The 14725-nt window shown below is 39.0% G+C and carries 13 protein-coding genes; 4 read left to right on the forward strand and 9 right to left on the reverse strand.

Annotated features, from left to right (window positions below):
* Window positions 1-23: 23 nt before the first annotated feature.
* The 8 genes from AC106S_RS12280 to AC106S_RS12315 all read right to left on the reverse strand — a co-directional run bounded on the left by AC106S_RS12280 (window position 24) and on the right by AC106S_RS12315 (window position 6838).
* Window positions 24-989 (reverse strand): tetratricopeptide repeat protein, encoded by a 966-nt coding sequence (locus AC106S_RS12280; protein ID WP_482439420.1) that lies wholly within the window; start codon window positions 987-989, stop codon window positions 24-26.
* Between the two features lie 299 nt (window positions 990-1288).
* Window positions 1289-1759: a hypothetical protein gene (locus AC106S_RS12285; RefSeq protein WP_482439421.1), complete on the reverse strand. Its 471-nt coding sequence runs from the start codon at window positions 1757-1759 to the stop codon at window positions 1289-1291.
* A 4-nt stretch (window positions 1760-1763) separates the two neighbouring features.
* Complete coding sequence (locus tag AC106S_RS12290; protein WP_482439423.1) at window positions 1764-2420, reverse strand: GDSL-type esterase/lipase family protein; 657 nt, start codon at window positions 2418-2420, stop codon at window positions 1764-1766.
* Between the two features lie 70 nt (window positions 2421-2490).
* Window positions 2491-2952, reverse strand: a complete 462-nt coding sequence (locus tag AC106S_RS12295; protein ID WP_482439424.1) for a lipocalin family protein — start codon at window positions 2950-2952, stop codon at window positions 2491-2493.
* Between the two features lie 422 nt (window positions 2953-3374).
* On the reverse strand, window positions 3375-4538 hold the full coding sequence (locus tag AC106S_RS12300; RefSeq protein ID WP_482439425.1) for an iron-containing alcohol dehydrogenase: 1164 nt from the start codon (window positions 4536-4538) through the stop codon (window positions 3375-3377).
* 124 nt (window positions 4539-4662) lie between these two features.
* Window positions 4663-5079, reverse strand: a complete 417-nt coding sequence (locus AC106S_RS12305) for a hypothetical protein (protein WP_482439426.1) — start codon at window positions 5077-5079, stop codon at window positions 4663-4665.
* Between the two features lie 96 nt (window positions 5080-5175).
* A complete protein-coding gene (locus tag AC106S_RS12310; protein WP_482439427.1) occupies window positions 5176-5787 on the reverse strand; it encodes a hypothetical protein in 612 nt (203 codons plus the stop codon).
* Window positions 5788-6067: 280 nt separating this feature from the next.
* Window positions 6068-6838 (reverse strand): hypothetical protein, encoded by a 771-nt coding sequence (locus AC106S_RS12315; protein WP_482439429.1) that lies wholly within the window; start codon window positions 6836-6838, stop codon window positions 6068-6070.
* 130 nt (window positions 6839-6968) lie between these two features.
* On the opposite strand from AC106S_RS12315, the gene AC106S_RS12320 reads away from it, so the two are divergent.
* Entirely contained in the window at window positions 6969-9503 is a 2535-nt protein-coding gene (locus AC106S_RS12320) for a phosphoenolpyruvate carboxylase (protein WP_482439430.1), read from the forward strand.
* 127 nt (window positions 9504-9630) lie between these two features.
* Here AC106S_RS12320 and AC106S_RS12325 read toward each other — a convergent pair whose 3' ends face one another.
* Complete coding sequence (locus AC106S_RS12325) at window positions 9631-11235, reverse strand: S8 family peptidase (protein ID WP_482439432.1); 1605 nt, start codon at window positions 11233-11235, stop codon at window positions 9631-9633.
* A gap of 86 nt (window positions 11236-11321) precedes the next feature.
* Here AC106S_RS12325 and AC106S_RS12330 point away from each other — a divergent pair, with 86 nt between their 5' ends.
* The 3 genes from AC106S_RS12330 to AC106S_RS12340 all read left to right on the forward strand — a co-directional run bounded on the left by AC106S_RS12330 (window position 11322) and on the right by AC106S_RS12340 (window position 14713).
* Window positions 11322-12446 carry a DegT/DnrJ/EryC1/StrS family aminotransferase gene (locus AC106S_RS12330; RefSeq protein WP_482439434.1) on the forward strand — a complete coding sequence of 375 codons (1125 nt, stop codon included), beginning with the start codon at window positions 11322-11324 and terminating at the stop codon, window positions 12444-12446.
* Between the two features lie 465 nt (window positions 12447-12911).
* On the forward strand, window positions 12912-13934 hold the full coding sequence (gene galE / locus AC106S_RS12335; RefSeq protein WP_482439435.1) for a UDP-glucose 4-epimerase GalE: 1023 nt from the start codon (window positions 12912-12914) through the stop codon (window positions 13932-13934).
* 14 nt (window positions 13935-13948) lie between these two features.
* Window positions 13949-14713, forward strand: a complete 765-nt coding sequence (locus AC106S_RS12340) for a methyltransferase domain-containing protein (RefSeq protein ID WP_482439437.1) — start codon at window positions 13949-13951, stop codon at window positions 14711-14713.
* The last annotated feature ends 12 nt before the right edge of the window (window positions 14714-14725 follow it).

Genomic DNA, 14725 nt, shown 5'->3' on the forward strand with positions numbered 1-14725 from the left:
AAAAGCTCCCTGTGGAGCTTTTTTTATTGTGTCTGGATATTGTTGTTTTTAAGAATCTCATTGAACTTATCCAGTTTATTTTCTGCTTTCATCTTGTTGTAGATAAAGCCTATTACAGCTTCTGCATCAGACCGGTAAGGAGACTTCTGTTCATTATAGATCCTGTATGCTTTACAAATATAATCCAGTGCTTTTTCATTATTATTCAGGTTGTTAAAATAAACCTGGCCCATGCCGTAGTATACTTCAGGATCTCCGGGGTATGCTTTATCCATCGCAGAATAAGCATCTATGGCCTTTTGGTACTCCTTTTTGTAAACATACGCAATCGCTATATTCTGTAACGGCATTTTGCCGGCTGGGTTGATGGCCAGAGATTTCTTATAGGCCTCAATAGATTTGTCATATTCTTCCAGTCTTCTGTAACAGATTCCTAAATTATCCCAGGCATAGGTGAACGTTGGGTCCTTCTTTACAGCCTTTTCATAATTTTTTACGGCTTCCTTCCAGTCTTCTTTTCTTGAAGCTTCCATGGCTTTGTTATAGAAATTCATGGCCTCTTCATCCTTTGAAAGATGATTAAGTTTGCTTTCAGCCGTATTTACAGCTTTTTTCAGACTGGCGCAGTTTCTTAAAAGATAACGTTCGATCTCATTATAGCTGTCCTTATACTGGTCAGAATTTTTGTCAGTATTTAAAGTAAGGTTTACCTGTTTTTTTCCGTCAACTTCAGGAGCTTTTTTAGAAAGTTCTTCAACACCGGATAGCAGTAAAGTCATCTGAAGCACTCCGGTCTGTTTATCGATACATTCATGGATGTCTTTGATGATGTCCTGCTTGTTCCGGTCAAATAAAGCAATAGAGTCCGTACATTTACATGCTTTATCCGAAAATTCCTTTACAAGCTTGCTTTTATCAGAGCTTTTTTGTGCAGATACAAAGGAAGACAGTAATACTGCGGTTAAAATGGTTATTCGTTTTTTTGTCATGGTTAAAAGTTATTGATGCAATATTATTTCGTGGTTTAAAATCAAAAACTTACCGGATACTTTAGTTTAAAAACATGGTTTTTACTTTTAATTCCGTTGTAGCAGTTAAATATTTTAAATCTGTTTTACTTTCTCATGAAGACCATCATTGGTATATCCGTGTTTTTTATCAGCAGTCATAATCTGGTTTTTATAAAACGGAAATAATGAAATATTTATTGTAGAAAAGCGTAGAATAAGTAATTACCGGGGAAGGCTTTTATTTAGAATAACCGTTTGAGAATTTATAAATCATTTTTTCAGATCTCTTCATCCTCATTCAGAAAATCCAGCTCATCATCTCCCTGTATATGATCGGGTGATATCCCCGGAGGATTGAAGAGTCCCCAGGTATCCACAATATAATGCCGGGCATTAAAAGTTGCAATCCAGTCGATGAACAGAAGCCGGAAATCCTCTATCAGACTGCGGATGATCTTATAATATTGCGCATCGGAAAAGCCCAGTAGTTCAAGGGTATTACCACTAACCATGATATCCCTTGCAGCCTTCCGTATAATGGCGGCATTTTCCATTTTGATGTCATACAGTCTTACAGCTTCTGCACCGGAAATTTTGGCCATTATCAGTGTAATATCTCCTAGCAGATGAGATTTCAGATGCAGAAGATAGTCATTATCTTCAGGAAACAGGTCTGTAATTATTTGCAGGGTTTTGTAGATTTCCTCCGCTTTTTTATAAATCGGTAAATTTCTGGTGGAATCTTTCATGGTATTATTTCATATAAGGCCTTATTTCCTTAGCCCAGATCTGGTATCCCTCCGGCTTAAAGTGAAGCATATCTTCCACAAAGATATCTGTTCTTACCTTTCCATTGGCATCTTCCATAGCCCTGGTAACATCAATAAACTCAGCATCCGGCTGTTTCTTCATAAATGCAGCTATCTTTTTATTGGCTGCTTTCATCTGGGGCCACAGCTTTTCTCTGCTTGGAGAATACTTTATGGAAATGTAATCCACTTCAATATTGGGAAATCTCTCACGTATTTTTTTGTAAAAAGCTTTATATCTGTTGACTACTTTCTGAGCTTTCAGCTTATGATTATCAGCAAAATCATTCTCACCACAATAAATAATGATCTGTTTGGGCTGATAAGGTGATAGAAGGTCATCAGCAAAATAATTGAGATCCGTCAGCCTTGAACCTCCGAAACCCCGGTTAATAATCGTTTTGTCTGGAAAATAATCCGCAACATCAGTCCATTTGGTGAAAGATGAACTTCCTATGAGAAGAATGGCATCTTTGGGAGGTGGGTTTTCCTGATCGGCTTTTTTGAAATTCTGAATGTCCTGCCAGAACATCGGCTTTTTTTCCTGTGAAAAGAAAAAGGCAAAAGAAAGCAGCAGAAATGCTGAAAGAATCTTCTTCATTATAATCAGTTTTAAAATACAGGTAAAAATAATGAAAAACTCCCGATAAAACCGGGAGTCTGTATTTTATTTATCTTTTATAGGTAATGTAAATCAGGTCATCTATATCATCATCATTCTGATCGGAAGCACCAAAAAGCTGTGCCACTTTCAGATCCTTGCTGGTGAGTACTTCTACTCTGTACCATTTTTCATCATCATTTTTAAATTTGGTACTCAGGAGTTTGGATTCCTGATTGTAGGTAAATTCACCTTCATTTTTTGCATTGGGGGTACATTCAAGCCCTGTTCCTGAATAAGCAGTATAGCTGATGTAATGATCGCTTCTGAAATAAAGTGTATTTTTGGCCATACAACCCGTAGGAACCTCAGTTTTAATAACAGTTTTATTATCCTTTCCAGAAATAGTCTCTATTTTGCTGACCGTCCAATCTCCGCTCATCATTTCCAGTTCATAGGCTTCCATGTTGTCATCATTGCAGGAAGTAAGTGCCAGCGCTGAAAAGGCAAATAAAAGTAGTTGTTTTTTCATTTTCACAAATTTAAGAATATGCTAAAATATAAATAAATTTGAAATATCTATAATGAAATTAAGGTTTTTTAAACGAATGTTTATAAATAAAACGATTCCGGGGCTATTGTATGATTTTATAGATCTGAAAACGGGAAAAAAAAGAATATTTAACCTGTGCTCAGAGGAATTATTTGATTTAATTAAACAGGACTGCTAAAAGAAAGAAATTGTATTTAAAAGGACTGAACCTTACCCTCTGTCTAAAAATAAGTCTTGATTCGGCGGGCTTCAGCCCGCCGAATCAAGACTTATTAATCTTCATATAAACAACAGACTCTTGTTCAGAAAAATTTTAAAGATTTTTTTGTAATGCTATATCAATAAAAGACTGCCATATTCAATAGGAGCGGACTTTAGTCCGCTCCGCTCTTCCATATAAATCAATAGCTCATTTCTACAATCTTAAAAGCATCCTGCGGGCTCAGTTTTTTGTATTCACCCAATCCAATCCAGTTTCTTTCCGTAAAGGCTTTTTCCACTCTTTCGGCGGTTCCGTTATAGTCTTCGGTATATTCGGAAAGTCTGGTTTTGATATGCAGGCTGTGGAAAAATTCTTCCAGTTTTTTTATTCCCTGTTCAGCTTTTTCTTCCAGGCTTCCGTCTGTAATTCCCCACACTCTTTCAGCATACTGTGCCAGTTTGCCTTTTTTGGCTTCAAAATTATAGCGGTAATGAGAAGGTGCGATAATGGCTAATGTTCTGGCATGATCGATTCCGAAGTATGCCGTAAGCTCGTGTCCCATAGCATGTACGGCCCAGTCTGTGATAACACCTTTCTGAATAAGTCCGTTTAAAGCCATAGTACAGCACCACATAAAATTTCCGGCCGCATCATAATTGAAATCATCTGCCAGTACTTTCGGAGCAGTTTCCTGAAGACTGATCAGAATACTTTCAGCAATTCTTTCCTGAAGGTCGGCAGAAGAAGGGGCTGTCATATACTGTTCCAGAACGTGGGTATATGCATCTGTGATACCGTTTACGATCTGGTTTTTAGGAATTGTCCGGATTACTTCAGGATCCAGAACAGAAAACAAAGGGAAAAGTCCCGGTCCGCCGGAAGAAAGTTTTTCGTTGGTTTTCCTTCTCGAGATCACGTAGCCGGAATTCATTTCAGAACCTGTGGCAGGAAGGGTCAGAATGCTTCCGAACGGCATACCTTCTCCTTCAAAAGTTCTTACTGAGTTTCTCAGAATTTCCCAGGGTTCACCGTCATAATTGGCTGCCGCAGAAAGAAATTTAGTTCCGTCGATGACAGATCCGCCGCCAACGGCCAGTAAAAAATTAATGTTTTTTTCTCTGATAAAACGCAAAGCATCCATCAGTACTTCATATTCAGGATTAGCCGGTACTCCTCCGAATTCATAGAGTTCATGGTCCTTCAGAGCCTCTTTCACCTGGTCATAAACCCCGTTGTTTTTGATGCTTCCGCCTCCGTAGATCATGAGTATTCTTGCATCGGCAGGAACTTCTTTGGAAATTTTAGCAATTTCACCTTTTCCGAAAAGTATTTTGGTTGGATTTTTAAATTCGAAATTAAGCATTGTTTTAAATTTAATGTATCCAAATTTACGGAAAGACTGAGGAAAATTGCGTTAATGAAATTTTAAAATTCTTATCATGACCTTTCATAAAAACTATGGAAGGTTTTTTTTGAAACACAGAAAATCAATTTTTCAGAACAATTTTATAATAGCCCTTTTCATCCGTTGCATTGATGACATTCTTAAAAACCAGGCTTTTGATCTGATACCCTTCACATCCGGCTGTAAATCTTGAAGACTTAATGGAAAAATCAAATGCATTGACGTTGGAATAGAATTTATAATTTTTCTCCCCGTCAAAGGCACCTACCTTTTCTAAAATAACTTTATGATCACTGGTTTTGGTAAGTTCTATCCCGATAGAGTTACCGTTTCCGGTATCTTCCTGAACCGTCATATAAGTCAGTTCCCCGTTTTCGATAAGATTCTCTCCGGATTTATTCACAAATTCAAAAACAATCGGCTGCGGAGGATTGTAACAGTCTTTTTCGCAGGAGCTGAACAGTAAAATAACTGAAAATAAAAGGAGTAATGATTTCATATTCAGAGATTGGAATTAAGATATGCTTGCCAAGTTACAAATTATTATCAGAACTTTTAAGAGAAGCTTCAAACTTCGTTTCAGAGGCATGAAACATTACTTTTTAACAGAAATACAGTCTTTATCCGTTCCGTAGATTCCGTTGCTCCTGATCTCTGCCTTTCCCGTTTTTCTGCTGATTTTTATGGAGAAAGATTCTTTCACTTCCGGACAGTTCTTAGGTTTGGAAACGTAAAGATAAATATGCCGGTCGTCCATTTTATAAGAACTGCTCAGCTTACTGGTTAAATCTACCGAAAAACCGTAGGTTTTGGCCAGTAAGAGTGCTTCCGGAAGATTGTCCACGGTTCCGATGAAATCTCTCAGCTGCTGTTCGGTGGAAAAGTAAACGGTACGGCTGTTTTTACAGGCAAGGATGTAGGAAAAACATGCATTTCCCATACACTGCTGAAAAAATCCCTTTTCAGGAGCCGGATCATTAATGGTCATCGATTCAGGCATCTGGCTGTCGTAGATGATCGCTTTATCCGGATCGGGATCATTACGGAGCACCCGCCAGTATTCATAGCTTTTGTCCGGAATAATGAAAGGATAGAGGAGATCAGTATTATCCATGATATCCGGAATCTTTTTAAAATCATCAGGAACGGTAACCTGTGCGATGAACAGATTGGACAGCAGCAGTGAAACAGCAAAGATGATTTTCATAAAAATGATTTCCTGCAAATTTACAAAATGCCTGCTGAAGTTGAAATACAAGATGGTTACAAAAAGTCCATTTTATAACCGGAACTGACATCTCCTGTCATAATTCTCTTTAGTTTCGATTCCATAAGCTTTCTGGTCATTGGCTTCAGGTGATTTCCGGCTGTAAATCTAAAAGTTGCAGAACAAAATGTCGGTCAGAATATTCAATGCAATAAATCCCTTCTGCCTTCTGAAGGGTTAGGATCTGCCCGTAATCTGCCCTGATGTAGCCCATGTGTTTTTATTTTATCTCTACACTTTTAATTTTCCCTGCAAAATCCAGTTTTGAAATTTTATCAATACATTCTTTTAGATAGAGCATGTCTTTCTTATAAACATTGTCCGTAAAATTAAGGCTGTTAATCTGAAAATCCAGCATGATAAAATTATCAGATAATTCAGAAACATAAACATCCTTTCTTACTTTAAAAATATTTTCAATGATTTTAGCTTCAGGGAGACTAAGCTCTTTTTCTGTTTTTAAAATAACGGAAAGGTCCGGATAATAGATTGGATTAATAATATAATGCAGTCCGTTCGTTACTTCATATATCTTTTCACGGGTAATGATCTCAATCAGTTCCTTCTTTGGAAAATCATCACCCCAATTGAAAATAATCTGTTTGCCGGAAATATCACTTTTCTGAATTTTCCTTACATCGCTGAACGAATCAGATTTCCAGTTTATTGTTACAGGATAAGAAGAACCGTCTTCTCTGGAAATAATGCTGGCATTGATGGATAGACCTCCATTAAGCGGCTGATATTCTGTTTTCTCCAGGCCGATGGCGAGGGTTACAGGATTTTCAGAATTTTCATTGAGATTAATTAAAGTGAAAAGACTTTCTCTAAGCTGTTTTGAAAGCTCATTTTTGAAAGAATCTGAAAAATCAGAAGGATTTACAAAGATGATCCAGCTGTTGACGCTTTGCTCTGCATGTTGTGCCTTAAAACATAAGAAAATAAAAGAAAAGAATACAATGAGAATTTGTTTTATAAAATTTTTTATCATCCGGACGTTTTTATTCTGCAAAAATAACAATTGCCGGAGAATGAACAAAAGATCCGTAATCAGGCAGAAATTAATTATTTTTAAAGAAAAACCCATGTAAATTAAAAGCAAATCCACTACATTTGTTAATATGATACACGACCAACGCGCAGAAAAATTCAGGCAGATCGTGGAGAATAAATTCCAGATCTACAATTCATTATTTATGAGCCTGCCCTATGATAAAATGACGAATATCGGAATGCTACTTCCGTTCCTTTATGAGGAAAGCCGGAATGGCTATGAAGCCGGAAAGACCCCCGAAAACATCGTTGAAGAATTTTTTAAAAACCATACGGATCTCCAGTCAGAAGAACAGAAACTGGAACTGCTTTTCAAGATCATTCAGTACATCGAAAGACAGGTTGTACTGTTTGACAGTATTGAAGATGCGGCATTTCCCAATCTTCATTCTGAAAGCGACAGTGGAACGGTAACCAATCTGTTTGAGCGTTCGTATCAGGATCATAAACTGGAGAAAGTCCGCGAAAAGCTGAAGGATTTCACGGTAAAGGTTGTATTTACCGCTCACCCTACACAGTTCTATCCGAGTTCGGTACAGCGTATCATTCAGGATCTGAGAGGAGCCATCACCGGCGATTCCGTTACCCAGATCGATATGCTGTTGCAGCAGCTGGGGAAAACCCCTTTCGTCAACAAAGAAAAACCTACCCCTATTGATGAAGCTCTGAGTATTATCTCTTATCTGAGGTATGTGTATTACGACACCATCGGGGAACTCTTTACCAAGATTAAAAAGACCTTCGGAAACGGACATTTCCACCTCCATGAAGACATTATACAGCTTGGGTTCTGGCCGGGAGGAGACCGGGACGGAAATCCGTTTGTGACCGCTGATGTCACCAAAAGAGTAGCTGAGGAACTCCGTTCAGCCATTCTTAAATCCTATTACAGCCACCTGAAGTTTATCAGAAGAAGACTCAGCTTCAGGGGAGTATCGGAAGTCCTTTCTCAGCTGAATGATGAATTATACGATGCTATTTTTAACGGAAAGGATATAACTGCAGAGAATATCCTGAAAAGAACCGGGGAAGCAGAGAAAATACTGGTGAATGAGCACAATTCCCTGTTTCTGGATCTGCTGGTTAATTTCAGAGACCGCGTGATGATCTTCGGAACCCATTTTGCCACGCTGGATATCCGCCAGGACAGCAGGATTCATCAGAAAGTGATCGATGAGGTTTTTGCAAAGATAAACGGGAATATTCAGGCCGATGAGACCGAAAAGTTCAGTAAACTTATTCAGATTTCAGAGCAGATAAACCCTGATGATTTTGAAGATATTGTAAAAGATACCCTGCTGACAGTTTCACAGGTAGCAGAGATTCAGAAGCTGAACGGTTACAGAGGAATGAACCGCTATATTATTTCCAATTCCGATGCGGTAAAGGATGTGATGAATGTATACGCATTTTTCAAAATCTGTGGGTATAAAGAAGAAGAGATCAATATGGATATTGTTCCGCTTTTTGAAACTATGGAAGGTCTTGCCAATGCAGAACAGGTGATGAATGAGCTTTATCAGCATCCTGTCTACAAAAAGCATCTTGAAAGAAGAGGCAACCAGCAGACCATTATGCTCGGCTTTTCAGACGGAACCAAAGATGGAGGTTATCTGAAGGCCAACTGGGAAATTTATAAAGCTAAAGAAGTTTTAACGAAACTTTCCGTTCAGAATGGAATTAAAGTAGTATTCTTTGACGGCAGAGGAGGTCCGCCTGCAAGAGGAGGAGGCAAAACACACGATTTCTACGCATCGCAGGGAAATACCATTGCCAATAATAAAATAGAACTGACGATACAGGGGCAGACCATTACCAGCATCTTCGGAAACAAAGAGCAGGCAAAATACAATTTTGAACAGCTTCTCACTGCCGGAGTGGAAAATGACGTCTTTAAAAACTCCAAGAAAGACCTCACCGAAAAAGAAAGAAAGCTTATTATTGAACTGGCAGAGATCAGCTATAAAAAATACTCAGATCTGAAAGCACACCCTATGTTTGTGCCCTATCTTCAGGAAATGAGTACCCTGGAATATTACGGGAAGACCAATATCGGAAGCCGCCCGTCCAAAAGAGGAAACGGCAGTGAACTGAAATTTGAAGATCTGAGAGCCATTCCGTTTGTGGGATCATGGTCGCAGCTGAAGCAGAACGTACCCGGATTTTTCGGATTTGGATTTGCCATGCAGCAGATGAAAGAACAGGGCAGGTTTGAAGAAGTAAAAGAGCTGTATAAAGGCTCGGATTTCTTTAAAACTTTAGTCCTGAATTCGATGATGAGTATGAATAAATCCTATTTCCCGCTTACCTATTACATCAGAGATAATCCGAAATTCGGCGCATTCTGGAATATATTGTTTGATGAATATACCCTTTCCAGAGATATTATGCTGGAACTTACCGGATTCAAAATGCTTCAGGAGGAAGACCCGCTTTCCAGAAAATCGGTGAAGATCCGTGAAAAGATCGTGCTTCCGCTGCTCAGCATTCAGCAGTATGCCCTGATGAAGATCCAGAAAGGGGAAGGCAATAAGGAAGCTTATGAAAAACTGGTTACCAGATCCTTATTCGGAAACATTAATGCAAGCCGGAATTCAGCGTAATCCCGGTAAAATACAAAAAACGCCTTCCGGATATGAAGGCGTTTTTTTATCTGCTGAATTTTAACAGTTAATGACCGCCGATATCAGCTTTTAACGGATGATTGCGGGTTTTAACCGGGTCCGGCGATTATTCTTTTAAAAACTTTTCGTAGTACACCTTGTCCTTAGTCATAATCTTCAGATAATAGGTTCCTTTTGCAAAATCCTCGACTTTTACAGACTTTATTCCGGTGTTTTTTCTGATCAGCCTTCCCAGGTTGTCGTACACTTCCAGTGCCTGAACGTCACTTTCCGAAGCAACATTTAAAATATTTTTAACCGGATTCGGGAAAATAACGAATTTTTCTTTTTTTACAACTTCGGAAGTATTCAGAACATTATTGTACAGCCCCCCGAAATTGAGTATTCCATATCCCATCTGATCGGTATGGGCCGGATAAAGAGAAGCTGTTTCCCTCAGTTTTGTCCTGATCTGTTCCCGGTTCATAGATGGGAATGCCTGTAAAAAACATGCTGCTCCGCCTGCTGCAATAGGAGTGGCAATGGAAGTTCCGTTAACGATGGCCGTGGAGTTATTGTTTACCGTAGTGGTTCCCGTTCCTCTTGCACTTCCGTCCGGCTTCACTACTCCCAGGGAATTAGGTCCGTAAGAAGAAAACCCTGATGAAGCACCTGTTCCGTCTACCGCTCCGATGCTGAATACTTTGGCATTGTCAGAGGGAGTTGTCAGATAATGCCACGGCTGCTGTCCTGCATTTCCTGCTGCTACAAGAACAAATATTCCTTTATCTGCTGCTATTCCGGCAGCTCTTGCTATGAAGGAAGTGGTTCCGTTCATATCCGCATATTCGTAATTGTACCGCGGATCATCAAAAATATTATATCCGAGGGAGGCGGTGATAATATCCACGCCTTTCCGGTCTGCCTGTTCAGCAGCTTCTATCCAGTATATTTCTTCCAGGGGAACTTCACCCACCGCATTTTCACTGCGATAAAGATAAAAATCAGCGTCAGGAGCAGATCCTACAAAAGTATCCTGAATATAGCCGCCAATCGCTCCCAGAACAACGGACCCGTGATTATGGAGGGATGTATTATAAATATCAGCCGTCTTGGTTACAAAATCATAGCCTTCTTTAATCTGATTATTGGTGCGGAGACGTTCAAAAGCTGAACCTGTATTTACATAAGGAAAACCGGTGTCGATCACCGCAATGGAAACACCTGTTCCGGTAAATCCTGCAAGATGGAGTGGACGTATATTGACCTGGTCGATCTGCGCAGAGCCGGAACCATAATCAAAAACAGTAAGCTCCTTTTGCGCTCCGGAAATATCATTCCATTTACTTGCCGATGCTGTTTTAGGAATAGCCGGACTGTTTCTGGCAAAACGCTCTACCGAAGAGACGTAAGGCTGGGTCTGAAGAAGTGCGATCTGTGCTGAGGTAGCATTTACGGCCACTCCGTTCAGCCATTTGGAATAATCCGTCACCGTAAATCCCAGGTTCTGAAGATTCTGAAGATAAGAAGCTTCAATAGGGGCATCCTGGTCATTGAGCGGAATACCCAGTGCTGTACGCCTGTTCAGGGATTTCTGACTAAGCTCCGAAAGAGGATTGGCATAAAATGCCGCTTTATTGGGCTTGTCGGTAAAATGTACAAAAACAAGTTCTGTTTGTGCCGTTACAGCGGAATAACCTGTTAAAAGACAAAAGAGTAAAAGTTTTTTCATGCAGTTATTTTCTATAAAGATAAAACAAAATCAATAAAATTTTTGATAGGATATTAAATTCCTTATTTTTACAGAAATATTTGTTTATGAAAAAAATTCAGATGGTTGACTTACAAAGTCAGTATTACAAAATAAAGAATGATGTAGATAATGCAGTTTTAAATGTAATGGATTCAGCGGCTTTTATCAACGGCCCTGAGGTAAAGTCTTTCCAGAATGAATTGGAATCTTATTTAGACGTAAAGCATGTAATCCCTTGTGCCAACGGGACAGATGCTCTGCAGATCGCACTGATGGCTTTAGACCTTAAAGAAGGGGATGAGGTGATCACTGCTGATTTTACTTTTGCCGCAACAGTAGAAGTTATTCATTTGCTGAAACTGAAATCAGTTCTGGTAGATGTAGATTACGATACATTCACAATCTCAACGGAGCAGATCAGAAAGGCGATCACGCCGAGAACAAAAGCGATCATTCCTGTACACATCTTCGGGCAGTGCGCCAATATGGAAGAGATTTTAAAGATCGCTGAAGAACATAACCTGTACGTGATTGAAGATAATGCACAGGCCATCGGAGCCAAGTATACTTTCTTAGACGGTACCGAAAAATATGCAGGAACTATGGCAACTGTGGGAACCACTTCATTTTTTCCTTCCAAAAACCTGGGATGTTATGGAGACGGCGGAGCTATCTTTACCAACAACGATGAACTGGCACACCGTTTAAGAGGGATTGTAAACCATGGAATGTATGAAAGATATTACCATGACGAGGTTGGGGTAAACTCAAGATTAGACAGCATTCAGGCTGCTGTTTTAAGAAAAAAACTTCCTCACCTGGATTCTTACAATGAAGCGAGAAGAAAAGCAGCGGATTATTACGATGAAGCATTTGCCGGACATGAAAATATTCTTACCCCGCAAAGATCAGAAAGCTCTACCCATGTATTCCACCAGTATACTCTGAGAATTCTGAACGGAAAACGTAACGAGCTTCAGAAGTTCCTTGCTGAAAAAGAAATTCCGGCAATGATCTATTATCCGGTAGCATTGAGAAAGCAGAAAGCATATTACCAGGAAAGCAATGATGCCGGTTTTGTGAATACAGATAAGCTTCTGGATCAGGTAATTTCTTTACCGATGCACACGGAACTGGACGAAGAGCAGCTGAAGTATATTACGGATGCGGTGCTTGAGTTTATGAGATAACACGGACAATGCTTCACGACGAAAGAATACTTAAAAATAAATTTGCCTATTTCTTTGCAATTATTTTTTTCCTTTGCTGGATGATATTTTTTGCATATAATATGTTTATTATTTTTTTAAAAGGGTATGGATTAGCAGAAGACTATACTGCATTTAAAATACCTATTTATGCATTATATTTTTAATACTTCCATTATTAACTGTAACGTTTGTGAGCATATTTAAGAATCTAGAAAAATGTTTTTTTATTTAAATATTTCTTTATTCTTAATGATTATTTTTCATAGATTAATTTTTTATGTTAAATATCAAAAAACTACAAGTCCTGCATTATACACATTCCTTTATATATTTTCAAATATATTATTTGTTGCAGGCCCGGTTATACTTATAAATTATTTTAAACATACTCCGGCAGAAGGAGAAATTGAAAACATAGGAAAACACGAAGATTAAAGAATAAAAATGGCGATACTTGTTACAGGCGGGCTTGGATACATTGGTTCCCACACAGTAGTAGAACTGATCAATAACGGCTTTGAAGTTGTTATTGTAGACGATCTTTCCAATTCGGAGAGGTTTATTTTAAACAATATTGAAGAAATCACAGGAAAGAAACCGGTTTTCTACCCCTTTGATTTAAGACGCAGAGAACTCCTTACCCAGGTTTTTGATGCACATAAAATAGAAGGCTGTATTAATTTTGCAGCTTCAAAAGCAGTCGGAGAGAGCCAGTTGAAACCGGTAGATTATTACGAAAACAATTTATTCTCCCTGATCAATATTCTTCAGGAGTTCAAAGAGAGAGGTATTTCAAACTTTATTTTCAGTTCCTCATGCACCGTATACGGGCAGGCTGAAAAAATGCCGATCGATGAAAATACCCCGCTGAAACTTCCTGAAAGCGTCTATGGAAAGACCAAGCAGATGGGAGAGGAGATTCTGATTGATTTTGCAAAAGCCTATCACCGGAAAATTTCGTTGCTGAGATATTTCAACCCGATTGGTGCCCATCCTTCAGGGATACTGGGAGAACTTCCGATCGGAATTCCGAATAATCTGGTTCCTTATGTGACCCAGACAGCCGCAGGAATCCGTGAAAAACTAAGCATCTGGGGTGATGATTATGATACCGAAGACGGAACAGCCGTTCGCGATTATATCTACATCGTTGATCTGGCAAAAGCGCATGTAAGTGCACTTAAAAAGCTGATGCAGAATGACCATCATGAAACGGTAATTGATATTTTCAATCTGGGAACAGGAAAAGGTTCTTCCGTACTGGAAGTGGTAAAGGCCTTTGAAAGAGCCAATAATGTAGAAGTCCCTTACCAGATCTGCCCGAGAAGAGAAGGAGATATTACCGTAGCTTATGCCGATGCTGGTAAAGCTGAAAAAGAACTGCACTGGAAGTCTGAAACTTCGCTGGAAGAATCATTGAGAACAACCTGGGAGTGGCAGAAATATCTTCAGTCGAGAAATAACTAAAAAACACCTATATTATGGCCTGGAATCCCGAAGTATACGACCAATTCAAAGAAGAACGCTCAGCCCCTTTTTTTGACCTGCTGAAGCTCGTAAAATCAGGAACAGATCTGTCCGTCATAGATCTTGGATGCGGTACAGGAGAACTGACGTCTAAACTTCTGGACTATCTGGAAGATTCTAAAGTTGTAGGAATAGATTCTTCAGCCGAAATGCTTGAAAAGGCAGCTCATTATAAAACAAGCAGACTTCATTTTGAGCAGAGGTCAATTGAAGAACAGCTGAACCTGCCCGATAGCTTTGACCTTATTATTTCCAACGCGGCCATCCAGTGGTGCAGCAATCATAAAGAACTTTTTCCGAGGATCATCAGTAAAATTAAACCGGGAGGGCAGCTTGCCGTTCAGATTCCTTCCAACCATGAATATATAGTACATCAGCTGCTGAGAAAAATAGCGGAAAAAGAACCGTATAAAACAGCTTATAACTCATGGCAGAGAGAATATACGGTTTTGAAGATCGAAGATTATGCTAATATTTTATTTGAAAATAAAGGAAAAGAAATCATGGTTTTCGAAAAGGTATTCCCCCATGTTCTTGAAAATGCAGATGCGGTATTTACCTGGGCTTCAGGAACAGCTATGATTCCTTATATGGAAAAACTTCCCGATGAGCTGAAAGAAGACTTTAAAAAAGAATATAAAAACGAATTACAACATATCTTCCCTGAATCACCGGTCTTTTACCCGTTTAAAAGAACATTTATCTCAGCGGAATTTTAAAATTAAAAACAA

It is taken from the genome of Chryseobacterium sp. FR054 (assembly GCF_056844565.1).

Bases quoted from the DNA above. Each gene is read 5' to 3' on its own strand.
- AC106S_RS12280 (WP_482439420.1), bottom strand. From the start codon at position 989: ATGACAAAAAAACGAATAACCATTTTAACCGCAGTATTACTGTCTTCC.
- AC106S_RS12285 (WP_482439421.1), bottom strand. From the start codon at position 1,759: ATGAAAGATTCCACCAGAAATTTACCGATTTATAAAAAAGCGGAGGAA.
- AC106S_RS12290 (WP_482439423.1), bottom strand. From the start codon at position 2,420: ATGAAGAAGATTCTTTCAGCATTTCTGCTGCTTTCTTTTGCCTTTTTC.
- AC106S_RS12295 (WP_482439424.1), bottom strand. From the start codon at position 2,952: ATGAAAAAACAACTACTTTTATTTGCCTTTTCAGCGCTGGCACTTACT.
- AC106S_RS12300 (WP_482439425.1), bottom strand. From the start codon at position 4,538: ATGCTTAATTTCGAATTTAAAAATCCAACCAAAATACTTTTCGGAAAA.
- AC106S_RS12305 (WP_482439426.1), bottom strand. From the start codon at position 5,079: ATGAAATCATTACTCCTTTTATTTTCAGTTATTTTACTGTTCAGCTCC.
- AC106S_RS12310 (WP_482439427.1), bottom strand. From the start codon at position 5,787: ATGAAAATCATCTTTGCTGTTTCACTGCTGCTGTCCAATCTGTTCATC.
- AC106S_RS12315 (WP_482439429.1), bottom strand. From the start codon at position 6,838: ATGATAAAAAATTTTATAAAACAAATTCTCATTGTATTCTTTTCTTTT.
- AC106S_RS12320 (WP_482439430.1), top strand. From the start codon at position 6,969: ATGATACACGACCAACGCGCAGAAAAATTCAGGCAGATCGTGGAGAAT.
- AC106S_RS12325 (WP_482439432.1), bottom strand. From the start codon at position 11,235: ATGAAAAAACTTTTACTCTTTTGTCTTTTAACAGGTTATTCCGCTGTA.
- AC106S_RS12330 (WP_482439434.1), top strand. From the start codon at position 11,322: ATGAAAAAAATTCAGATGGTTGACTTACAAAGTCAGTATTACAAAATA.
- galE (WP_482439435.1), top strand. From the start codon at position 12,912: ATGGCGATACTTGTTACAGGCGGGCTTGGATACATTGGTTCCCACACA.
- AC106S_RS12340 (WP_482439437.1), top strand. From the start codon at position 13,949: ATGGCCTGGAATCCCGAAGTATACGACCAATTCAAAGAAGAACGCTCA.